Origin of the sequence: Paenibacillus sp. FSL P4-0338, from assembly GCF_038002365.1 — a bacterium.
Taxonomy (GTDB): Bacteria; Bacillota; Bacilli; order Paenibacillales; family Paenibacillaceae; genus Paenibacillus_AQ.
Genome location: NZ_JBBOCG010000002.1, coordinates 208,763 through 229,515, shown reverse-complemented (window position 1 = coordinate 229,515; position 20,753 = coordinate 208,763). Strand labels below are relative to the sequence as shown.

The 20,753-nt window shown below is 55.9% G+C and carries 20 protein-coding genes; 9 read left to right on the top strand and 11 right to left on the bottom strand.

Annotation, left to right across the window (positions count from 1 at the left end; translation table 11 throughout):
• The first annotated feature begins 75 nt into the window (after positions 1-75).
• The gene (locus MKZ07_RS25070; protein WP_036695538.1) at positions 76-525 is read left to right on the top strand and encodes a GNAT family N-acetyltransferase; all 450 of its coding nucleotides are present in this window, start codon (positions 76-78) and stop codon (positions 523-525) included.
• Here the strand turns inward: MKZ07_RS25070 and MKZ07_RS25065 are convergent.
• The 5 genes from MKZ07_RS25065 to MKZ07_RS25045 form a co-directional block, all read right to left on the bottom strand.
• The gene (locus tag MKZ07_RS25065) at positions 522-902 is read right to left on the bottom strand and encodes a hypothetical protein (protein WP_156949641.1); all 381 of its coding nucleotides are present in this window, start codon (positions 900-902) and stop codon (positions 522-524) included. The genes MKZ07_RS25070 and MKZ07_RS25065 overlap by 4 nt on opposite strands.
• Positions 903-1,226: 324 nt before the next feature.
• Positions 1,227-3,869, bottom strand: coding sequence for an ATP-dependent chaperone ClpB (gene clpB / locus MKZ07_RS25060; RefSeq protein ID WP_076155626.1), 2,643 nt, complete (start codon positions 3,867-3,869; stop codon positions 1,227-1,229).
• Positions 3,870-3,946: 77 nt separating this feature from the next.
• Positions 3,947-4,942, bottom strand: coding sequence for a DnaJ C-terminal domain-containing protein (locus MKZ07_RS25055; RefSeq protein ID WP_341028343.1), 996 nt, complete (start codon positions 4,940-4,942; stop codon positions 3,947-3,949).
• 268 nt (positions 4,943-5,210) lie between these two features.
• Positions 5,211-5,663 (bottom strand): Hsp20/alpha crystallin family protein, encoded by a 453-nt coding sequence (locus tag MKZ07_RS25050; protein ID WP_076155631.1) that lies wholly within the window; start codon positions 5,661-5,663, stop codon positions 5,211-5,213.
• A gap of 175 nt (positions 5,664-5,838) precedes the next feature.
• Positions 5,839-6,393, bottom strand: coding sequence for a GNAT family N-acetyltransferase (locus MKZ07_RS25045; protein ID WP_076155634.1), 555 nt, complete (start codon positions 6,391-6,393; stop codon positions 5,839-5,841).
• Positions 6,394-6,498: 105 nt separating this feature from the next.
• Between MKZ07_RS25045 and pdxR the strand changes: the two genes are divergently transcribed.
• A complete protein-coding gene (gene pdxR, locus MKZ07_RS25040; protein ID WP_341028341.1) occupies positions 6,499-7,956 on the top strand; it encodes a MocR-like pyridoxine biosynthesis transcription factor PdxR in 1,458 nt (485 codons plus the stop codon).
• Between the two features lie 320 nt (positions 7,957-8,276).
• Here pdxR and MKZ07_RS25035 read toward each other — a convergent pair whose 3' ends face one another.
• A complete protein-coding gene (locus tag MKZ07_RS25035; protein ID WP_076155638.1) occupies positions 8,277-9,239 on the bottom strand; it encodes a helix-turn-helix transcriptional regulator in 963 nt (320 codons plus the stop codon).
• Between the two features lie 114 nt (positions 9,240-9,353).
• On the opposite strand from MKZ07_RS25035, the gene MKZ07_RS25030 reads away from it, so the two are divergent.
• Together MKZ07_RS25030 and MKZ07_RS25025 are read left to right on the top strand one after the other, a co-directional pair.
• Positions 9,354-9,779, top strand: a complete 426-nt coding sequence (locus tag MKZ07_RS25030) for a VOC family protein (protein ID WP_341028338.1) — start codon at positions 9,354-9,356, stop codon at positions 9,777-9,779.
• 67 nt (positions 9,780-9,846) lie between these two features.
• Entirely contained in the window at positions 9,847-10,086 is a 240-nt protein-coding gene (locus MKZ07_RS25025; RefSeq protein ID WP_341028336.1) for a hypothetical protein, read from the top strand.
• Here the strand turns inward: MKZ07_RS25025 and MKZ07_RS25020 are convergent.
• From MKZ07_RS25020 to MKZ07_RS25010, 3 genes are read right to left on the bottom strand one after another with little or no spacing between them, the layout of a single operon-like run.
• Entirely contained in the window at positions 10,083-10,982 is a 900-nt protein-coding gene (locus MKZ07_RS25020; RefSeq protein WP_036695529.1) for a DNA-3-methyladenine glycosylase family protein, read from the bottom strand. The genes MKZ07_RS25025 and MKZ07_RS25020 overlap by 4 nt on opposite strands.
• Positions 10,963-11,547, bottom strand: a complete 585-nt coding sequence (locus MKZ07_RS25015) for a methylated-DNA--[protein]-cysteine S-methyltransferase (RefSeq protein WP_083677835.1) — start codon at positions 11,545-11,547, stop codon at positions 10,963-10,965. The genes MKZ07_RS25020 and MKZ07_RS25015 overlap by 20 nt, the downstream gene beginning before the upstream one ends.
• Positions 11,528-12,118, bottom strand: coding sequence for a bifunctional transcriptional activator/DNA repair enzyme AdaA (locus MKZ07_RS25010; protein WP_051493571.1), 591 nt, complete (start codon positions 12,116-12,118; stop codon positions 11,528-11,530). The genes MKZ07_RS25015 and MKZ07_RS25010 overlap by 20 nt, the downstream gene beginning before the upstream one ends.
• A gap of 223 nt (positions 12,119-12,341) precedes the next feature.
• Between MKZ07_RS25010 and MKZ07_RS25005 the strand changes: the two genes are divergently transcribed.
• Both MKZ07_RS25005 and MKZ07_RS25000 read left to right on the top strand, forming a co-directional pair.
• Positions 12,342-12,608, top strand: coding sequence for a hypothetical protein (locus tag MKZ07_RS25005; protein ID WP_076155647.1), 267 nt, complete (start codon positions 12,342-12,344; stop codon positions 12,606-12,608).
• A gap of 22 nt (positions 12,609-12,630) precedes the next feature.
• Positions 12,631-13,509, top strand: a complete 879-nt coding sequence (locus MKZ07_RS25000; RefSeq protein WP_036695526.1) for an AraC family transcriptional regulator — start codon at positions 12,631-12,633, stop codon at positions 13,507-13,509.
• Positions 13,510-13,630: 121 nt separating this feature from the next.
• Here MKZ07_RS25000 and MKZ07_RS24995 read toward each other — a convergent pair whose 3' ends face one another.
• On the bottom strand, positions 13,631-14,113 hold the full coding sequence (locus tag MKZ07_RS24995) for a hypothetical protein (RefSeq protein ID WP_341028333.1): 483 nt from the start codon (positions 14,111-14,113) through the stop codon (positions 13,631-13,633).
• A gap of 134 nt (positions 14,114-14,247) precedes the next feature.
• Between MKZ07_RS24995 and MKZ07_RS24990 the strand changes: the two genes are divergently transcribed.
• Positions 14,248-15,093 carry a copper amine oxidase N-terminal domain-containing protein gene (locus tag MKZ07_RS24990; RefSeq protein ID WP_341028331.1) on the top strand — a complete coding sequence of 282 codons (846 nt, stop codon included), beginning with the start codon at positions 14,248-14,250 and terminating at the stop codon, positions 15,091-15,093.
• A 5-nt stretch (positions 15,094-15,098) separates the two neighbouring features.
• On the opposite strand, the gene MKZ07_RS24985 is transcribed toward MKZ07_RS24990, so the two are convergent.
• Positions 15,099-15,731 (bottom strand): copper amine oxidase N-terminal domain-containing protein, encoded by a 633-nt coding sequence (locus MKZ07_RS24985; protein WP_341028329.1) that lies wholly within the window; start codon positions 15,729-15,731, stop codon positions 15,099-15,101.
• Between the two features lie 269 nt (positions 15,732-16,000).
• Here MKZ07_RS24985 and MKZ07_RS24980 point away from each other — a divergent pair, with 269 nt between their 5' ends.
• Together MKZ07_RS24980 and MKZ07_RS24975 are read left to right on the top strand one after the other, a co-directional pair.
• Positions 16,001-17,638 (top strand): SWIM zinc finger family protein, encoded by a 1,638-nt coding sequence (locus tag MKZ07_RS24980; protein ID WP_341028327.1) that lies wholly within the window; start codon positions 16,001-16,003, stop codon positions 17,636-17,638.
• The gene (locus tag MKZ07_RS24975) at positions 17,635-20,676 is read left to right on the top strand and encodes a DEAD/DEAH box helicase (protein ID WP_341028324.1); all 3,042 of its coding nucleotides are present in this window, start codon (positions 17,635-17,637) and stop codon (positions 20,674-20,676) included. The genes MKZ07_RS24980 and MKZ07_RS24975 overlap by 4 nt, the downstream gene beginning before the upstream one ends.
• The last annotated feature ends 77 nt before the right edge of the window (positions 20,677-20,753 follow it).

The following is a 20,753-nucleotide window of genomic DNA, read 5'->3' as shown; positions in this document are numbered from 1 at the left end:
TATGTCTATCACGTGTTGAGTTATTATACTAATAGTTGTATTATTATTCAATATTCACAAAGAAGGAGCACACCTATGCCATTAATAATCAGAAACGCTGAGCCTAATGATATAAGCAGTCTGACCGAGCTGATGTATGAATACATCGTTGGTTTTTATCAGAACCCCAAACCTCCTGCCGATAAAATCAGCTCTTTAATCCAGACCCTTTTTGACCAGCAGCAGGGGGTGCAGCTCGTGGCAGAGCAGAATGGAGAGTTGGTCGGCTTTGCTACCCTATTCTTTACATTCAGCACTATGAAAGCAGATAAAATCAGTGTTATGAACGACCTCTTCGTAAGAGAACCCTTTAGAGATACCGAAGTGGAATCACAACTATTCCTGGCATGTCAACAGTACTCACAGAATCATGGATATGCCAACATGACTTGGATTACTTCTACTAATAACAAACGTGCTCAAAGCTTCTTTGAAAACATGAACGCGGTCAAAGGGAAGGATTGGGTTCACTACTCCCTTATCTAAATCAACGCGTCGAAATGGCCCTCTGCGTCTACTGTCGCTGTCCGGGGATCGGTCAGACCGATGCCCTTAAGGCCTCCCTTTCCCTCAGTCCGCCAGGGCGGAGTATGATCCTGAAGCGGGGGAGCAGGTACAAATGAAGCCGAAGCGGTACTCCCGCTTTTCTGCACCAGATGGGCCTCCAGCTGCCGTATTTGCCGCTGCAGCTGCTCCCGGCGATAAGGAGTCTGCATCTCTCCGCCCTGCGCCGCATTCACCTTGTCCAGCTCCATCAGCAGCCGGTTGCGCTGCTTCTCCAGAGAACTGACATCACTCTGTGTGCTGCCATAAGCTGTAGTGGCCTGTACCGGGCTGATACCGGATACCGTCTGTGCCGCCATGATCTCTCCCCCCGTTTCCTTGGCTTCTGCTTCAAATCCAGCCATATTCGAAAGTTCTAATCATTTCTATTACCCGGTAGCCCCAGCCATGACAACATTTCAACCACATATTTACAAAGAATCGTCGTATAGTCTCAGTCAGATGCTGATTGGACTATACCAAAGGCCTAGCCGGGAGGTCTGTAAAAGCGCCAAAGGCCCATGCTAGCGTTGCCCCGCACCGCTAGCATGGGCAGTTCCGCCTCAATAAGGCAGAACGCTTTTTGTGGATGCTTTGTAGATTGCCGCTGTCTCCTTAGGGGAGGCGCCGGGGCCCATTACATTTCACATCGATCCTACTGTCTTCGCAGACTCTGATTTCGCTATTGCAACGGTCAGCTCGCCGTCCGCTTCGTCCACCGTCATTACCGAGCCTTCTTCCGCTTCTCCGGCGATCAGCGCGCGCGCTACCCGGGTCTCCAGGCTGCGCTGAATGAACCGCTTCAGCGGTCTAGCCCCATAGACGGAATCGAAGCCTTCCTCGGCAATGAAGCGGACCGCCTTGTCACTCAGCTTAAGACCGATGTTCCGCTCGGAGAGACGCAGACGCAGGCCATCGACCAGCTTAACCACAATTCTCTGGGTCTCGCCCAGTGTCAGCGGCTTAAACATCACGATATCATCCACCCGGTTCAGGAACTCCGGACGGAAATGTCCGCTCAGCTCCTTCATGACCCGGTCCTTCACGGCTTCGGTCAGCTCGCCGTTGTCGTCCGTGCCCTGAATCAGATGAGGCGAGCCGATGTTGGAAGTCATGATGATGATCGTGTTCTTGAAGTCGACCATCCGGCCCTGCGAATCGGTCATCCGTCCGTCATCCAGCAGCTGCAGCAAAATGTTGAATACATCCGGGTGCGCCTTCTCCACCTCATCCAGCAGCACCACCGTATACGGCTGGCGGCGCACCGCTTCGGTCAGCTGGCCGCCTTCTTCATAGCCGACATATCCCGGAGGAGCACCCACGAGGCGGGAGACACTATGCTTCTCCATATACTCCGACATATCGATACGGATCATGCCGTCCTCGCGGTCGAACAGCGATACCGCCAGCGCTTTGGCCAGCTCCGTCTTCCCGACCCCGGTCGGCCCGAGGAACAGGAACGAGCCGATCGGACGGTTCGGGTCCTTGATGCCGGCTCTTGCCCGAAGAACGGCATCGGCTACCAGCCGGACCGCCTCATCCTGCCCGACTACCCGCTCATGCAGCGTATCCTCCAGCCGCAGCAGCTTATCCCGCTCGCCTTCCACCAGTCTGCTTACGGGAACTCCCGTCCAGCGCGAGACAATATCGGCGATCTCCTCCTCCGTCACGGCTTCACGCAGCAGCCGGGTCTCCTGATCCTGCTGCGCCGCTTCCTCCGCGCCCTTAAGCTGCCGCTCCAGATCAGGAATAATCCCATAGCTTAATTCAGCCGATTTGTTGAGATCATAGATCTCCTGCGCATCGACCAGATCCTTGCGGGCCTGCTCCAGCCGCTTTTTCAGGTCGCGGATGCCCTGAATGGCCGATTTCTCCTTCTCCCAGCGGGCTGTCATCCCCAGATGCTTCTCCTTGAGGTCGGCCAGCTCCCGCTGGAGGTTCTCCAGACGGCGCGCACTGGCGTCGTCAGTTTCTTTTTTGAGCGCAGCCTCCTCAATCTCCATCTGCATCAGACGGCGGGTCACCTCATCCATCTCGCCGGGCATGGAGTCAATCTCCGTGCGGATCATCGCGCAGGCTTCATCGACCAGGTCAATCGCCTTATCCGGCAGGAAGCGGTCGGTGATGTAACGGTTAGACAGTACACCGGCTGCGACCAGAGCGCTGTCATAGATTTTGACCCCGTGATGCACCTCGAAGCGTTCCTTCAAGCCGCGCAGAATCGAAATGGTATCCTCGACATCCGGCTCACTGACCAACACCTGCTGGAAGCGGCGTTCGAGCGCCGGGTCCTTCTCGATATATTTGCGGTACTCATCCAGCGTGGTCGCCCCGATACAATGCAGCTCGCCCCGGGCCAGCATCGGCTTCAGCATGTTACCCGCATCCATGGCTCCCTCTGTCTTGCCTGCACCAACAATCGTATGCAGCTCGTCAATGAACAGGATAATCCGCCCGTCACTCTCGCGGATCTCCTTCAGCACCGCCTGCAGCCGCTCCTCGAATTCCCCCCTGTATTTCGCACCGGCAATCAGTGCACTCATATCCAGCGAGAAAATCGTCTTGTCCTTCAGTCCCTCCGGCACATCCCGGCGGACAATCCGGTGGGCCAGCCCTTCGACAATTGCTGTCTTGCCGACACCCGGCTCTCCGATCAGGACAGGGTTATTCTTGGTCTTGCGGGAGAGGATGCGGATCACCCGGCGAATCTCAGCATCGCGTCCGATGACCGGATCGATCTTGCCTGCCCGCACCTCGGCTACGAGATCGCGGCCGTACTTCTCCAGTACCTCATAAGTTGCCTCCGGCTCCCGGCTGGTCACCCGCTGGTGTCCGCGGATCTCCGCAAGCACACCGAGCAGCTTCTCCCGGGTAACGCCCCGGCTGGTGAATAATCCGCGCAGCTCGCGGTTCCCGCTGCTTGAATCCGAGGCCATCGCCAGGACCGCATGCTCCACCGCAACGAATTCGTCCTGCATCTTGGCCGCTTCCTGCTCCGCCTGCTCCAGCATGGCAATCAGCGCAGGCGAGGCATACCGCCGCATGGTGCCTGCTCCGCTCCCGCTTACGCTGGGTTTGCGCTGGAGCAACGCCTCCGTACCTTGCAGCAGCTCGGCTGCGGGAACATTCATCTTCTGCAGCAGCCGGGGCAGCAGGCCCTCATGCTGGTGCAGCAAGGCCTTCAGCAGATGAAGATTGTCAATCTCCTGATGCCCGCCGGAAGCCGCCAGCGACTGTGCCTCCGCCACGGCCTCTTGCAGCTTCTGGGTAAGTTTATTGAAATCCATTAGAATCATCGCCTTTCTACAATGTATATGTTAATCAGCCGGATGCCCGGCTGTTATTTACTGAATCAGAATATGCCTTACCGTGTTGCGGCTCTGCGCCGCTGCGCTCCGCCGGAGGTGCGCCGTTTCGCACCCGCCTGAAAGCTCCCGGACTCCGCCAGCTGGCGGTACAGCTTCTTCTCTGCCTCGGTCGTTCCGGCCGGAATGACCATCTCCATCCGGAACAGGATGTCACCATTCGTTCCGTCCGGACGTCTCAGCCCCTTGCCGGAGAGGCGCAGCGATCCGCCGCTGGCTATACCGGCAGGGATCTTCAGCTTCACGCTGCTGCCGTCCGGGAGCGCCACCTTGGCTTCCCCGCCAAGCACAGCCTGCCAGGGGGCGATCTCAACCGTGCCGAGCAGATCCCCGCCGTCCGGATCATAGATCTCGTGCGGCAGGAGATGCAGCGAGATTAGCAGATCGCTGCCCTGCCCGGCTCCGCTTCCACCGCCGGGTACCCGAATGACGGTCCCTTCCGCCGAGCGTGCAGGAATCTGTACATTCAGGTCCTTGCCTGCCGCCTGAACGCTGATATTACCGCCTTTGTAGGCCTGCTCCAGCGTAATCTCAAGCTGGGCCTGCATCGTACTGAACTCATCCCCCCACGGGCTTCCGCCTGGACGGGCGCCACTGCCGCCCGAGAAGAAGCCGGCGCGGTCAGCCGCGCCCCGGCTACCGAAGAACATCCCGAACAGATCCTCTTCGGGTATACCACCGGAAGAGGCGGCTCCGCTGCTCCAGCCCGCGCCAAACGGCGTTTCCCATGACGCAGAGGAGGCTGATCCATGGCTGCGCTGACCCCGTGAGCCTGCTGCGGCTCCATAGCGGAGCTCCTCATCATAGATTTTGCGCTTCGCTTCATCGCCCAGCACCTCATATGCCTCGGCTGCTTCCTTGAATTTCTCCTCTGCCTCCGGGGCCTTGTTGACATCGGGATGCCATTTTTTGGCCAGCTTCTGATAGGCCTTCTTGATCTCCTGCTTCGAGGCCTTCTGATCTACCCCAAGATGCTCATAGTAATTTGCCGCCACCGGGACCTCCTCCTTTCGTGTAATGAGAACCTTCCATCTTCCTCCGGGAAAAGACGCATTATAGCCGGAACCCCCACTACAATGCGTCTAATATGAAGTGCTATATGAAAAGCCCGGTAAAATCCTGCTGCCGCCCGGTGAACCGGATAGGCCAGCGGCTTCAGCCGCTAAGCCCTGAGTTCCTGCGGAAGCGGCAGCTTCAACCGGACTTGGAGGTCCATCTGCCTCTTAAGGCTGCCCTGACGCTTACTAAAGCTCTTTCCGGCCCTTAAGCATCGCCGCCGTCCTGAATTTCGATCCGTTTGCCCTGGGACTTCTGCCGTTTCGGCACCTCCAGGCTCAGCACACCGTCCTTCAGAGAAGCACGGATGTCTTCCTCTGCAATATCCTGGACGTAGAACCGGCGTACATATTCGCCAACCCGCCGTTCGCGGCGCACCATCTGATGCTCCTTATTCTCCTCATTGCTCTCTTCTGTGCGAACCGCCTTGATCGAGAGGTAAGGGCTGGAATAATCAATGTCGATTTCTTCTTTGCGGAAGCCCGGAAGCTCGGCCTCGATCAGATATGCTCCTTCACTCTCCCGGATGTCGGTCCGGAAAGACAGCGCGTTACTTGTCAGCGGTGCGAAAAAATCATCATTAAACACTTCGTTCAGCGACTTCGCCAGCACACCAAAAGCATCATCTCTACGTTTACCAAAAGGAACCAAATCAAACATCTTTCATTCTCCTCTCATTTGACTTTGTCTGACCTATGGCTTTATTATAGCCTGCACCCCCGGAGAAAACAAAACCGGTATAAGCCGAAAATCCGGGAAAATCCGGCGTTTCGGCTCGTTTTTTATAATAAATTTTAACATTATTAAATATTTGACCTTATTTGACCTTCCTGTTCTACTTCAAATAACGCTCCCGGTATTCACTCTCCAGCATGCCCATCATAATCACATCATGATACTCATGGTTATAGAACAGCGTCTGACGCCGTACCCCCTCCTGCACAAAACCGATGGACTCATAGACATGCGCAGCACGGGCATTATAACTGTAGACCTCCAGCTCAATCCTGTGCAGATTCAGAATGCCGAAGCCGTAATCCAGCATAAGCAGCAGCGCTTCGCGCCCGTATCCTTGTCCCTGATGCCGCTCGTCCCCGATGGCGATCCGCAGATTGGCATTCCGGTTATCCCCATCGATATCCTGAATGGCGATGTCGCCGATAATCTCGTCGTTCTCCTTCAGCGCGATCAGCAGCAGCACCGTACTGTCATCCCCGGATTTATGGGCAATATACTGCTCAATCTGCTCCTTGGTGATATGCTTTTTCGTTCCTGTAAGCCTGCGGACTTCCGTGCCATAGAACATATGGTAATACATTTCGGCATCTTCCCCGTTAAGCGGGCGCAAATATACCTTATCCCCTGTTACAAGCCTTGAATGACCGTTCATCTCTGTCCACTCCCACTGTCGTAATTGCTTTTATCGTAATATAAATCTGTATACTATAAAATATACAGAAACGTCCAATTTCAAAGGACAGATGGAAGGTGAAGCATGCTGCTTGTCCCGGATCTGAATGAACACAGCGAGACCCCTTACTATATACAGCTCTATGATTATCTGGCAAAAGCAATCCTGAGCGGCAGCCTCCAGAGCGGGATGCGCCTGCCTTCTATCCGCCGTCTGGCGGCGTTATGCGGAATCAGCGCCACTCCGGTGGAGCTTGCTTACCAGCAGCTTCTGGCAGAGGGCTTCATCGCCAGCAAGCCGCGCAGCGGCTATTACATCCTGCCCGTTCACCAGGAAGGCAGCACTGCTCCTGGCGGGGAACGGCCCCGTCCGGCCCCCCGCCCGATCACGCCCCGGGATTCACGGCACTACGCGTATGATTTCCATATGTCGCACAATGATTTCTCCCTGTTCCCGCATAAAATATGGCGCAGTCTCTACCAGGAGCAGCTGGCGAATCCAGACCTGCTCCAGTACGGCGACCCCCAAGGAGAGCCTGCCCTCCGCGCAAGCATCGCCGCCCATCTGCGGCAATTCCGCGGGCTGCGCTGCACAGAGAAGCAGATTGTAGTCGGCGGCGACCAGTATACGCTGTGTTCTTTGCTATGTCTGCTGCTGAAGGGAAGGGTTAACAGACTGGGTATCGAAGATCCGGGGTACCACCTGCTGCCGGCGGCATTCCGGCGCAGCGGATACAGCATCCTGCCGATTTCGCTGGAGGAGGATGGATTGCAGCTAGACAAGCTCTACAGCAGCGGGGCAGATGCTGTGTACATCTCGCCGTCCCACCAGTTTCCCCGGGGAATGACCATGCCGATCACCAAACGCCTCGCATTGCTGGAGTGGGCCCGGTCAACGGGCGGATATATCATCGAGGATGATTATGACGGGGAATTCCGATATCACGGGCGGCCGATCCCCGCACTGCAAGGGCTTGCTGAGGGCAGCCCGGTAATCTATATGTGCAGCTTCGCCCAGTCAGTAACCCCTGCCTTATGTATTCACTATATGGTTCTGCCGGAGGAGCTGCTGCCGGATTATCACAGCCTGAGAAGCGAGCTGTACCTGGAGCATTCAGCCTCACGGCTGCATCAGATTGCGCTGCATTATTTCATGGAGCGGGGGCATTTCGAGCAGCACCTGCGCCGGATGCGCCTGCTCTATCAGCGCAAGCATGACCTGCTGCTGCGTTCGGTCAGGCAGCATTTCGGCGATGCCGCAGTACTCAGCGGAACGGATGCCGGATTCCATCTGCTGCTGACCTTTAAGCCGCCCGAAGCAGAAGTTGGCTCCAGAGTCAGCAGCAGAGTTAGCATTAGCACCAGCGCCAGGGAGCTTGCTGCCGCAGCGGAAGCCGAGGGCATTCGCGTTACCCCCATGTCCTACACCTGGTGGGGCAAGCCGGACTACGATCAGCCTGAATTCATCCTGGGCTTCGGCGGGATCGCCGAGGATCTGATCGATGAAGGCATCCGCAGATTGGCGGTGGCATGGCTGGGCTAGCATGCATCAGATTTAAACCTCATTCCTGCGCAAACATTCGGATACTATAGGCGCTGGAACAGCAGTAACTGTATTCTGTACAATGGAATGGTGTCAAAACAGCTTCGAAATAGATTCTATTGTATTCGGTACAATGGATTGTTGAACAGAGACTATTTTTCGCCCAAAATGCCATGTTCTAATGTACGAAATACAACAGAATATCATTTTACGGTCAAATATAAGCTTTCTGTTGCAGGAAATACAATCAGCTACTTTTATCTCCAGCGAGAGGTCGGTGACGGGTGCAGGAGCTGCCTAATATCTTAAGGGCTTTTAGATCAACTATACTTCTCCAGCATATCCGCAAGCGTCCGCTTCACCTCAGCCACCAGCTCCGGCGGCTCCTGCACCGTAGCCTCGCTGCATAGGCCCATCACAAAACGCGCGAAGAAGCCCAGATCACTTCCCGGAATCTCGCCCTCCAGCCAGCCTGTGCCATCTTCACGCATATGCAGCAGCACCGGGGACCATACCTCCCCTTCGCAGGCCTGAACCCCCTCACTGCCCAGCTCCACGTATAGCTTGATAAGTCTATGCTCTGTCTGCGGCGGCGGCGGACTGCCGTATTCCTCCATATTGTCCAAGTGGATATGACGAAGATCAAGCGCGGCCGGTCCCGCTTCATCATATCCGGCAGACTGAATCCGGTCACAGCGGAAGATCCGGATGCCGCTCCGCAGGAAACAATACGCCGGACAATACCACAGGCCGTTACTGGCATAGATGCCGACGGGCTGAATCCACCTTTGCTGCCGCCGGGCCTTTGACTGGTAATCGATCAGCAGCACTTTTTGCCCGGTGGCCGCTTCCAGCAGTTGGGGCAGATAAGGGAATTCCGCCTGCCGCGCCGGGGTCAGGAAATCGATCCGGTGCTTCATCTCGTCAATCCGGTCACGGACATCGCCAGACATGTAGTTATAGAATTTGTGCAGGGCGGATAAGGATTCTTCCTTGAAGGGGAGATATTTATAATGGCGCAGGGCATGGCTGGCAAAAAAAATCGCCACCGCCTCTTCCTCCGTGAACGCAATCGGCGGCAGGATTCTCTCGCTTAGTACCTGATACCCTCCATGCGGCCCCACTTCGGAATAGAGCGGTACGCCCAGCTCCCCCAGCTCCTGCAAATCCCTAAGGATTGTGCGTGAAGAGACTTGGAATTCGTCAGCCAGCTCCCTTACGGTGAATTTGCGCTTGCGGTTGACGGTCATCATCAGGTCCAGCAGCCTTTTGGATTTCGACACAGGGTTCACTCCATTTATATTTTAACTATGACAAGACCTGTCACTATTACAGTCTACACTATAACCATAGCCGGTTAGTACAGGCAAATATACCTTCCAAGGAGCGAACAAGACATGAAGCTGCAAATGAACCCTTATATTCTGGTGGATGGATCTGCTGAGGAGGCGATAGCCTTTTATCAGGAGGCGCTTGGCGCTGTGGTGCTGTTCAAGCAAACAATGGGCGAAGGCCCGCAGAATCCGGACGCCCCCATGACGGAGCAGGAGAAGGCGCAGATTGCCCATGCCGTGTTACTGGCGGGAGAGACGAAGTTTTTTGTGGCGGATTATGAGCCGGGTATGCCGCGCAGCCGGGGCAACAGCATCAATGTGTGTCTCTCGGTGGAAACCGAGGTTGAAGCACAGCAGCTATTCAACTCACTGAAGGCAGGCGGAACTGTCGACATCGAGCTGGCCCCTACCTATTACAGTCCCGCATACGGCATGGTGACCGATAAGTTCGGCGTATGCTTCCAGATCTTCACGATGAACGGGCGGTGAGGCTGTTGAGGCTGAGGTAACATCGGGCCGATGGGCATTGCGGGCAACACACATTGGGGGAAATACTATGCTCAAAGCCGATGTGCCTGTGCGCTGGCCGAATGTAATCGGTTTTTCGATTACATTCGGCCCGTCAGCCATCGCGCCGTCCATTGTAATCGGTTTTTCGATTACATTCGGCCCGGTAGCCATCGCGCCGTCCATTTGTGGTCGGTTTTCCCACCACATCCGCATTGGGCAGATCAGCCGCAACAACGCAAACAAAGCCCTGTCCCCCGGAATCCGGCGAGACAGGGCTTTGTTCTAATATAACGCCCGCCACAAGTAAAAGGTGGCGTATGCTTCCCAGCCTTGCCACGGCCGGGCCAGCTCCAGCAGCTCCGCCGGTGTCGGCTTGCGGTCCATGCCGGTCAGATGCTTGATCACGTTCTGCAGGCCAACATCGCCGACCGGATAAGAGGATGCATCGCGCAGGCAGCGCATACGGACATATTGCGAGGTCCACGGGCCGATCCCGCGGATCTGCAGCAGCCGCTGCTCGGCGGCAGCCGGGGACGGAAGCCCCAGGAGTTCCTCCCGGCTCAGCTCCCCGGCTGCGATCAGCCCGGCGACCGTAAGAATCGTCTGCGCCTTACTGCGGGTTAACTGCAAAGCGCATAATTCCTCTAGCTGCACCTGCGCGAACACCTGCGGTGCGGGGAACCGGTAGTAGGTCTGCCCCTCCCATTCCAGCGCTTCCCCGTATTCAGCGGTCAGCCGCTGCTTCAGCCTGTAGGCAAAAGCCAGATTCACCTGCTGCCCCAGAATCGCCCAGCATAACGCCTCGAACAGATCCGGGATGCCGATGATCCGCAGCCCCCGGTGCTCACTTGCCAGCGGCCCGAGCAGCGGGTCCGCTGCCGCCAGCGTGTAGAACGGGGCAAGGTCCCGGTCCAGATCAAACCACTCCACAATGTAGCGGGCCAACGCCTCCTGCTCCAGTGCACCAGGAATCGCCCCATGCAGCAGGGTTACACACAGCTTGTGATCCTCGGACACACTGAGCCTCACCAGAAGCGGGCCGCCCTCTATCCTGAACATCCGGCTGACGCCTGCTTCATCCGTGCGGAACAGGCATTCCAGCGGCGAGCGGTTCATGTACTCCAGACAGGCCCCCAGGTCAAAGTCTGCCGGCAGCGGCAGCTCAAAAAGCAAATCGTTCATGACCAGCCGCCTTTACATTCAGAATCCCCTCCAGCTGGAGTAATTCCTGCTTCATCTGGAGTCCGCCCCGGAAGCCGGTTAAGGTACCGTTCGCGCCAATCACCCGGTGGCAGGGTACAATAACCGGCACCGGGTTCTGCCCGTTGGCCGCACCGACAGCACGAACTGCCAACGGTCTGCCGATCCGCTCAGCTAATTGCTTGTAGCTGGCCGTCTCCCCATGCGGGATGGTAAGCAGCCCCCGCCACACCTCCTGCTGAAACGGAGTGCCCCACAGATCCAGCTCCACACTGCTGAAATCTACCGGCTCTCCGGCAAAATAACGCTCCAGTAGCGTTATCACTCCAAGCTGCTCAAATCTACCGGCATCCTCTATGAGCTCATGGGCAGGCGCATACATTTTCAACCATGTGGCAGGTAATTGCCCTTCGTCCTGCGGGAAGGATAAGCGGATCAGTCCTTTATCGCTGGCCCACAGGGTCCACTCTCCGTTTCCGGGATTCAGGGTATGATGATAAATCGTAATAGTATTTGTACTCCGGCTGTTATTCCGGCTTGGGTTCATGTTGGTTTCCTCCTTCGTTATGCTTGCTGCGGTACTCTGTAGGGGACAGCCCCGTCTTCTTCACGAACCAGGCGGCAAAATGAGAGGGCGTACGGAACCCCACAGCCCCGCCAACTTCAGCCATTCCCGCCGCAGTCTGCGTCAGCAGCCTGCAGGCTTCATCCGTGCGCAGCGTGTCCAGTCTGGCAGCAGGTGACAGGCCGGCAACCCGCTTATAGGTGCGCTGCAGGTGGAACGGGCTGACCTTCAGCTCTGCGGCCATCGACTGGAGGGTCAGCTTGCTGCCGAACCGCCCGTCCATAATGGCATCTGCCTGCGCCGCCAGGACCGCGTCCGGCCGGAGGGTGCCGCCTTCCTCGGGGCGGCATCTTTTGCAGGGACGAAAGCCTGACGAAATAGCCTCCTGCAAGGAGCCATAGAATATAACATTCGTTGCCTTCGGTGTTCTCGCCCGGCAGGACGGACGGCATACAATATGGGTCGTCAGCACCGCCGTATAGTAGATCCCGTCATAGGTCGGCTCGCGCCGCACTACCGTTTCATAGATATGCTCGAACAATTGCGGGTCCATCCCCATCACCTCTTACCGCCAGTATAAACGATTCGTTTCGGCTTATGCAGCCTATTGCAATAGGAGAGCAAGATTACGACAGTGAGGCAGATGGACAAACAATTGGAAAAACGTAATTTACCTAGCCGATTTCCGGGCAATACGAGGAAGAAAGTGGAAAACCGCGGCTAATAATGCTATTATTGACTGCTTGAATTAAAGTCAGGGAAGGACACAAAACCCAATGAAGCTATCAGATATCCGCTGTGAACGCCTAAGCACGAAGGATTCTCTCGCAGCCGCAAAACTATTAAGCCTGGACGGGGACACTGGTCCTGACCTTCTGCAGGTGCTGGAAGAAGAGCCTGAACTGTTTATTGCCGCTTATGTAGGCGAGACGCTTAGAAGGATAATTTATAGCCTAAAGCATATAAATTCTTATATTTTAAAAACTCCGGACAACTCAGAGCATTCCCGGTCAGGCCCTTCCCTGCCCGCTTCTCTACAATGAATAGTGAAAGGGAGATGAGGAGATGGAGACGATACGGCTGCTCCAGCAGGCGATTGATTACGTAGAGCAGAATCTGCAAAACGCCATCGGCGTCGAGGATATCGCCGGAGCGGCGATGACCTCGAAGTACCATTTTCAGCGGATGTTCCATGTCTTGACAGGGTTCACTGTTACCGAATATGTACGCAACAGGCGGCTTACACTGGCGGCGGAAGAGCTGGCCGGAACGGACGGCAAGGTGATCGACATAGCGCTGAAGTATGGGTACGAGACGCCTGAGGCCTTCACAAGAGCGTTTCAGCGGGTACATGGGGTGACTCCCAATATGGCGAAGAAAAAGAACGTGAAGCTCAAATCGTTCTCCCGCATTTCCTTTCAAATTCAAATCAAAGGGGAAAGCGAAATGAATTACAGAATGGTTCAAGAGAAGGGCTATAGAGTCATGGGTAAGGAGGTTATTATCCACCAGGATGCTTATAGTGAAATCCCTGCGTTTGTAGAGAAAATCTGGAACGATGGGACGCATGACCGGATTAACGAATGTGCCGGAAGACCCGCAGGTTCACTGCTGTTCGGTTATTATTATGACTTCAGCGAGGACGGAACCAAACGGTATCTGATGGGAACGGAACTGCCGGAAGGACAGGACGTCCCGGAGGAGCTTGACCAACTGACTGTGCCTGACCAGACGTATGCTGTATTCGAAAGCCGTGATTCATTTTCCGGGGACACAGAGTTAGACCTTGCGATTCTGAATGTGTGGCGGCGGATCTATTCGGAATGGTTCCCGTCGTCAGGCTTTGAGCAAGTGGAGGGGCCTTGTCTGGAGAAGTACTACTGGACGGGCGACACACATGAGGAGTCAATCTGCGAGGTATGGATTCCTGTGGTGAAGAAATAAATACAAGATTACTGATAAGCCCTCTACCAGCCGTAACGGCATCTGGAGGGCTTTTTTGCGGACAGTGGTAAGAAATCATACTCTCTCAGTTTAATCTTATAATCAGTGAATGTAATGAATTCTATGATTCTCCTATGAGCTTGTTTACTTTTGAAGCAAAAGCATCCCAGCTTATATCATATCCAACACCGTAATTCCATCCGTTAGTACGCAGCCTTTGAGCTAAATGGATGTAATCAGCACGTTGCTTATCGTTTAGGCTAACATCAAAAGTACCGTCACCCGCCTTAAACGCATTCATGTAATCGTACAATTTCATTAGGATATCTTCCTTCCCCTTATCGCTTTCCATTCCACTGTGTAAGATAATCGAATCGATCGCATCATCTAGTTTCTGTGTTACAAGAGTTTCATTTTCCCAATTATGATCTTGTTGATACTGTATAGTTTCCTCAAGTTGAACTAGATCTCGTTGGATGTAAGCATTCAGTAATTCATGTCTCAACTCTTCATTCCTACTGACACGCTTAAACTCCATAAAAAACATAGCATTTCCGAATAGAGAAACTACTAAAGCTACTAAAATCCAGTCTTTTTTATTCATGCTTTCTCCCATACTTATCCTAATTTTAATTTCAAGTTATACTCAATATATATAAATTACTGGAAGGGAATGATTGGTCTATGTCTTCATTAAAAAGATGGTTTCCTGCCTGTTGCATTATGCTGTTCATGCTTATGCTTCCCAACGTTATTCTGGCAGCCCCTGCTTCCAGCCCGGCCCGGTCAACCACAAGACCTATACAGGTGAACATCGATGGTGCTTTTATCTCCGCTGATCGCAGTCCCTTCATACTGGCTGGCCGAACGATGATTCCCATCCGCACGCTTGCTTCCCTGGGGCTCCACTATTCCTGGAATGGTATCCGCCATACAGTAACGATTACGAATTCCTCCAATGACCAATTTGAAATGACTCAGGGACAATCGATTGCCTATAAGAATGGCGTACCGGTACAAATGGATAGTGAAGCCAATAATTACAACGGACGACTCATGGTTCCCGCAAAGTTTATCAGTGAGGCATTTGGATACAGTGTGTACTACGAAAAGATAAGAGAAATCATCTTCATTCAGTCCAAGAATTTCACTCCTGATGCCCAGGTCATCCATTCAGCAGACCTTAAACAGGCCCGCCTGGCGGCCGTTTCGTTGCCGGTTCGCTACTCTTTCAAGCCTGGTACAAGTGTACAAAGTGATCGATCCCAATATTTCACCTACTCCTTTGCTTCAAAGGACGCCACCCGCTATGCCTACAGCAATGGAGAAATAACCACTGTGGTTGAGATTACAGGCACAACGGCAACAGCCATATGGCAGGCTTCGGAGGCAGATATCCCCGGTTATCCGGCAACTACGTTCGGCGGTGTGCAGCCAGCGTATATTTCCGATCTGTTTCAGGACTCTTTTAGCTACGACAACGGGGTGTATAGCGGTTATCAGAGGCTTAGCGACGACACTGTAACAACCTTTAAATTCTCCGGCCTCCCTTATACGGATCTGATCCGGGCCATCCCGGAGTAAGGAACCTATATGCCAAAGTTAGCCCCCGGGAAAAGGGTGTACCGGTCCAGATATTTTGCCGTGTCCGGTACCCTTTTCACGGACTTGATTTTCCCCTGCCCAAAAACAAAATTCCACCGCTCCACCTTCACCTTGTACTCATCCTCCGCAGTCACTCTCTGGACAATCCGCACCGTTAAGCTGCTGTCTGTACTTGCAACAGGCTTCATATCAACAATCGTTTCCATATTATACGTTCCCGCCGGGAAGCTTTCGTTATAGATGTCCGTCTTGAAATCAGGCGTAACTACATCGAGCACTCCCTGATAATCCCGTTCGTCATACGCCATAATCCATCTGTATGCCAGGTTCCGGTTCGCTACATAAGCCACGCTGCTGCGCTCCATTCCGAAATTCGGATCAGAATCCACATATACGGTTTTACTTGTGTTATCCCACTGAATACTGGCGTCAAATCCTTCTGAAACGGCCCGAATCGGGACATATACCGTACCATTAATAATCCTAGGCTGCGTCTGAGTTTTCACTTGATTACCATTTACGATTATTTTTGGAGCGACGGTAGCCGCAAAGGCTCCCGCACTAAACACTAGGGTCAAGGCTAATCCTGATATGCCTATTTTCAAAAGTTTGTTCATTCTTGATCTCTCCCTGGATGATAGATTTCTATCTTAGACGCCGCTCAAGCATATTTGTTTCTATAAAATCAAAATACTGTAATTATTCGTTTGATTGCCCGCAATGTTGCATTTTGTGCAGGATCACAGCTTCGGCCGCTGTTCCCCTAAATTTTCAATTTGGGGCATATCATACCTGCCAGGATTTCAGACTTTTGCGGGTTACGCTATACAATAATGATATAATGGAACGACGGATTCACCCAATCTGCTACAGGAGAACGATAGCGATGCAGTCAAACTATATGATGGATGCTGCCGGGTGGGATAAGCTCATCTCGGAGGTTGCCCATTCTTTCGATGATCTGACCCTGAAACGGGGATTTCAATATTATAAGCAGCAGCGCGTGCAGGTCTTCAGGATGGTCACGCCGCACAGAATCATGTCGCTGGTCGAAGGCCGGGAGGATTATGCGGTCTCCATTGACCTGGACGATCTGCAGGAGAGCCATTGCGATTGCCCCGTATCCGGGATGTGCAAGCATATGGCGGCTGTGCTGATGCAATATGCCGAGGAGCAGGAGCGGCCTGTACATTCCATCGCGAACGCCAAGGCGCTGATTGAACAGCCCAAGCTTCATCCGGCTAAGGCGTCCGCTGTCCCGGGACGGCGCGGGGAACAATTGAAGAAGCTGGCCGCCCTGATTCCTGAGGCTACGGTGCAGCAGTGGCGTGAATACATGGCGCTGCTGGTGGAGCCGCTTGCCCATACGGTGCGTAACCCGCAGTATGCGGACCGGGCGCTCGCCGCCATCACCGGGGGCCAGCCCAAGCTGCCTCCCGCAGCTGCCCAACTGTTCAAATTACACGCTCATCTCTGTGTGCTGGAGAGTATCCTCCGGCCTGGCGGGACCTCTCTCACGGCGAACCCCATGTCCCTTGGTTATTCCGTGGGCTATTACACCTCAATTGCGATTTCCGAGCTGCAAAAGCATATCACAGACATGATGAAGCGGGGTCTGCCGCTGGCGGAAGCCCCTGAGGAGTGGACGAGAGTCCACGATACGATTGCCTATCTGCGGACCGAGATGCTGAACGAAACGCGCGACCGCGCCAGAGAACAGCCTTATTTCTCAGCATGTTACAGCCTGCTGTGGATCAACTGGATTACCCCGAATCTAAGCGGACCGGAGCTGTACACCCAGGAGCTGGCGGAGCTGCAAAAGGCCGGAGAAAAGCTAAGCGCCGCGGCTCCCCGCCATGCCCTGCTGCTGGCTGAGAGCCGGATGCATGCGCTGCTGCATGAGGATGCGGACGCTCTTGAGAAGCTGAACACAGCGGCCGAACGGCCCGGGCTGCACCCGGAGGAGCTGATGAGCTTCCTGCCTCCGCTGGCTGAAGCCGGTCAGTGGAGACGCCTGACCCTGTGGCTGGCCGCGCTCGGTCCGCTGATGAACAGCCGAATGTACAATCTGCTGGATTATGCGGGCTACTGGGATGAGGCGGTCCGTCACCTGCCCGATGAAGAGCCGCTGATGTGGGAGACGCTGTCAGGGATGCTGCCGCTGTCACGCGAGATCTATGAAGTCCAGCTGCTCGCCTATGGCAAATGGCAGGAATGGATGGATATGCAGATCTCCTCCGGCCATCAGCCCTCTGACTTCCGGGTGAGCGATCTGCAGCCGATCGAGAAGAATGCGCCGGAGCTGCTCCTGCCGTTCTATCATCAGGCGGTGGAGCGTTTCGTGCTGGACAAGAACCGGCACAGCTATAAAGCGGCTGTGAAGCTTCTGAAGCGGCTAGCCAAGCTATACAAAAAACTGAAACGCGAAGCGCGCTGGGAAGTGTTCCTGGACGGCTTCACGGATAGACACAGCCGCTTGCGCGCCCTTCAGGAGGAGCTGCGGAAAGGAAAACTGATCCCATGAATATGAAGATGCGCAATATTACCGTCCAGCTCGCCCTTACCCAGTATGGCGATGCGCTGATCTACGGTGTGGATGACCGGGATGATTATATACCCGGTGTCCAGCTCAAGCAGAAGCTGTTCGCCTGGCATGAGGAATCCTTCTACGGCACCGAGCTTAGCACCTCGAAGGCCGATGAAGTCGAGCTGGTGGTGCTGCCTGCCGAGCAGGTCCTGCCGTTCTTTGCGGACCTGCGGCTGCTCCGGCATGTCGGCTGGAGCTGGCAGGGCGATGCCCAGCTGTTAACCCGGCTGGCCCCGCTGCTGGCCGGAATGCTGGAGGCCCGGCAGTATGCCCCCAGCTTCGCAGCGTACCGTGAAGGCCAGCTCCGCTGGGCCTGGACGGAGCAGGTGCTGGCAGAAGCCGCCGAGGCAGACTGGGACGATGCGGCCGCGCTGCATCGTCTTCAGGAGCGCAGCGGGTTCTCCGAAGGGCTGCAGGCCGCCTTCTCGGCGGCGGTCTTCCAGCGGTACTACAGCACCGAGGCGCAGGCCGGTGATCTGCGCAGTGAATTCCCGCTGCTGTTCAGCGCAGGCGGGAGAAGCGCAGCCGGTATGGACGAGGACAGCTGGCTGATGTCCATCGGCTGGAAGGCAGACACCGCGCCGTTCCGGCCGGTGCTGCAGCTGCTTGAGCCTGACGATGAGCTGCCGCACTGGCGGCTCCAGCTGCTCCTCCAGGACAAGCGCGACGAGTCCGCGCTTGTGCCGCTGCGGCTCACCGGGGACGGCGAGCCGCATGGCACTTGGCCCGCAGCGTGGACAGCGCATGTCCACGAGCGCGCGGGCGGGTGGCTGTCACGGCTGCGTGACAGCCTTCCGGAGCACATCGGGCGCGGCGCTGATGTGCTGGCAGAGCCGCTAAGCGACGAGGTCGCGTGGCGGTTCCTCACAGCCGACAGCCGGGCGCTGCTGGAGGCTGGCTGGCAGGTGCTGCTGCCGGCGTGGTGGGAAGCCGCCAGCCGCAGGAAGCCGCGCCTGCGCGCGAAGATCAGCTCCGGCACGGCTGAGGGCAGCCGCGGGCAGTCGCTGTTCGGCCTAGATGCGCTCGTCGATTTCGACTGGCGCATCTCCATCGGCGACGCCGACCTGTCCGAGGCAGAGTTCGCGGACCTTGTCGCCCGCGGAGAACGCCTAGTCCAGTTCCGCGGCAAGTGGATTCCGCTGGACCCTGCGCTGCTGGCGCAGATTCAGCGGGCCATGGCCGGGATGGACAAGTCGCGCGGCTTGTCCTTCCAGGATGTGCTGCAGCTGCACCTGCTGAACGAAGGGGCAGACGGCGATTCGGAGGAAGCGGAAGCGCAGCGTGCCGAGGAAGAAGCGGTCCGCGTCCGGCTGGAGGTCGAGCTGAACGAGCATCTCGTGAAGGTGATCGGCCAGCTCGGGCAGCGCAGCCAGTGGCCGAAGCCGGAGGTGCCGGCCGGTCTGCACGCCGAGCTTCGAAGCTACCAGCATGAGGGCTTCGCCTGGCTGGTCTTCCTCCGCCGCTTCGGGCTGGGCGCTTGCCTGGCCGATGACATGGGGCTTGGCAAGACGGTGCAGCTGATCTCCTACCTGCTCCATCTGAAGGAGCAGGAGGAGGAAGCGGCTGCTTCCGGCGCACCCGTGGCCCGGCGGCAGACCGAACCGGCCGGCTGGCCTTCGCTGATCATCTGCCCAACCTCCGTGCTGGGCAACTGGCAGAAGGAGCTGCAGCGCTTCGCGCCTTCCCTGAACGTGATGCTTCATTACGGAAGCAGACGGCTGGATGCCGGATACTTCTACGGCGCGGCTTCGCAGGCGGATGTCGTGCTTACCTCTTACGCTACCGCTGCACTGGACCAGGAGCTGCTGAAGCAGTTCACCTGGGCAACCGTATGCCTGGATGAAGCACAGAATATCAAGAATGCCGGAACGAAGCAGTCCGCTGCCGTGCGCAGCTTCCCGGCCCTGCACCGGATCGCCCTGACCGGAACGCCGATTGAGAACAGGCTGTCCGAGCTGTGGTCGATCTACGATTTCATTACACCTGGTTACCTGGGCAGCCCGAAGGGGTTCCAGGACCGGTTCGCAAATGCCATTGAGAAGGAACGCAATGCCGAGCGGACCGCAGATTTGCAGCGGCTGGTCAAGCCGTTCATGCTGCGCCGCAAGAAGAAGGACCCGGCGATCCAGCTTGATCTCCCGGATAAGAATGAGATGAAGACCTATATCAACCTGACAGCCGAGCAGGCCGCTCTCTACGACCAGAACGTGAACAGCCTGCTTGAACGGATGCAGAAGCTGGAGGGCATCGAACGCAAGGGGGCCATTCTCGCCGCCTTGACCAGCCTGAAGCAGCTCTGTGACCATCCGATGCTGCTGACCAAGGAGGCACTGCCTGAGCCGGAAGACGGCAGCGCTCTGGACACCACCTCCTTGATCGAACGCTCCGCCAAGCTGGAGCGGCTGCTGGCCATGGTCCGCGAGCTGCGCGAGGAGAACGAGCGCTGCCTGATCTTCACCCAATATGTAGGCATGGGTAAGATGCTCCAGGCCGTACTTCAACAGGAGCTTCAGGAACCGGTGCTGTACTTGAACGGCAGCACGCCGAAGAACACGCGCGACCGCATGATTGAGCGGTTCCAGGCTCCCGCGCTGCCTGCGGGGGAAGCCGCTGCAGGTGCAACTGCCGGAGCACAGCCGTCCGATCAGCCGAATGTATTCATCCTCTCGCTCAAAGCGGGCGGGGTTGGCCTTAACCTGACGGCCGCCAACCATGTGTTCCATTTCGACCGCTGGTGGAATCCGGCGGTCGAGAATCAGGCCACGGACCGTGCTTATCGAATGGGCCAGACCCGGGATGTTCAGGTGCACAAGTTCATCTCGCTCGGCACGCTGGAGGAGAAGATTGACGAGATGCTGGAGAGCAAGCAGCAGCTCAGCGACGACGTTATCTCCGGCTCCGAGGGCTGGATCACCGAGCTGTCCACGGACGCGCTGAAGGATCTGTTCACGCTGCGCCGGGAATGGGTAGGATAACCCGCTGCTGCGGATACCCCCTGTTCCGGCTATCTTTTATCTGCTACAGGTCTGGCATCGGTCTGTTACCAGTCAGC

What these genes read in the sequence shown, in the direction of transcription:
- MKZ07_RS25070 (WP_036695538.1), top strand. Translation starts at nt 76, where the DNA reads ATGCCATTAATAATCAGAAACGCTGAGCCTAATGATATAAGCAGTCTG.
- MKZ07_RS25065 (WP_156949641.1), bottom strand. Translation starts at nt 902, where the DNA reads ATGGCGGCACAGACGGTATCCGGTATCAGCCCGGTACAGGCCACTACA.
- clpB (WP_076155626.1), bottom strand. Translation starts at nt 3,869, where the DNA reads ATGGATTTCAATAAACTTACCCAGAAGCTGCAAGAGGCCGTGGCGGAG.
- MKZ07_RS25050 (WP_076155631.1), bottom strand. Translation starts at nt 5,663, where the DNA reads ATGTTTGATTTGGTTCCTTTTGGTAAACGTAGAGATGATGCTTTTGGT.
- MKZ07_RS25045 (WP_076155634.1), bottom strand. Translation starts at nt 6,393, where the DNA reads ATGAACGGTCATTCAAGGCTTGTAACAGGGGATAAGGTATATTTGCGC.
- pdxR (WP_341028341.1), top strand. Translation starts at nt 6,499, where the DNA reads ATGCTGCTTGTCCCGGATCTGAATGAACACAGCGAGACCCCTTACTAT.
- MKZ07_RS25030 (WP_341028338.1), top strand. Translation starts at nt 9,354, where the DNA reads ATGAAGCTGCAAATGAACCCTTATATTCTGGTGGATGGATCTGCTGAG.
- MKZ07_RS25025 (WP_341028336.1), top strand. Translation starts at nt 9,847, where the DNA reads ATGCTCAAAGCCGATGTGCCTGTGCGCTGGCCGAATGTAATCGGTTTT.
- MKZ07_RS25020 (WP_036695529.1), bottom strand. Translation starts at nt 10,982, where the DNA reads ATGAACGATTTGCTTTTTGAGCTGCCGCTGCCGGCAGACTTTGACCTG.
- MKZ07_RS25015 (WP_083677835.1), bottom strand. Translation starts at nt 11,547, where the DNA reads ATGAACCCAAGCCGGAATAACAGCCGGAGTACAAATACTATTACGATT.
- MKZ07_RS25010 (WP_051493571.1), bottom strand. Translation starts at nt 12,118, where the DNA reads ATGGACCCGCAATTGTTCGAGCATATCTATGAAACGGTAGTGCGGCGC.
- MKZ07_RS25005 (WP_076155647.1), top strand. Translation starts at nt 12,342, where the DNA reads ATGAAGCTATCAGATATCCGCTGTGAACGCCTAAGCACGAAGGATTCT.
- MKZ07_RS25000 (WP_036695526.1), top strand. Translation starts at nt 12,631, where the DNA reads ATGGAGACGATACGGCTGCTCCAGCAGGCGATTGATTACGTAGAGCAG.
- MKZ07_RS24995 (WP_341028333.1), bottom strand. Translation starts at nt 14,113, where the DNA reads ATGAATAAAAAAGACTGGATTTTAGTAGCTTTAGTAGTTTCTCTATTC.
- MKZ07_RS24990 (WP_341028331.1), top strand. Translation starts at nt 14,248, where the DNA reads ATGCTTCCCAACGTTATTCTGGCAGCCCCTGCTTCCAGCCCGGCCCGG.
- MKZ07_RS24985 (WP_341028329.1), bottom strand. Translation starts at nt 15,731, where the DNA reads ATGAACAAACTTTTGAAAATAGGCATATCAGGATTAGCCTTGACCCTA.
- MKZ07_RS24980 (WP_341028327.1), top strand. Translation starts at nt 16,001, where the DNA reads ATGCAGTCAAACTATATGATGGATGCTGCCGGGTGGGATAAGCTCATC.
- MKZ07_RS24975 (WP_341028324.1), top strand. Translation starts at nt 17,635, where the DNA reads ATGAATATGAAGATGCGCAATATTACCGTCCAGCTCGCCCTTACCCAG.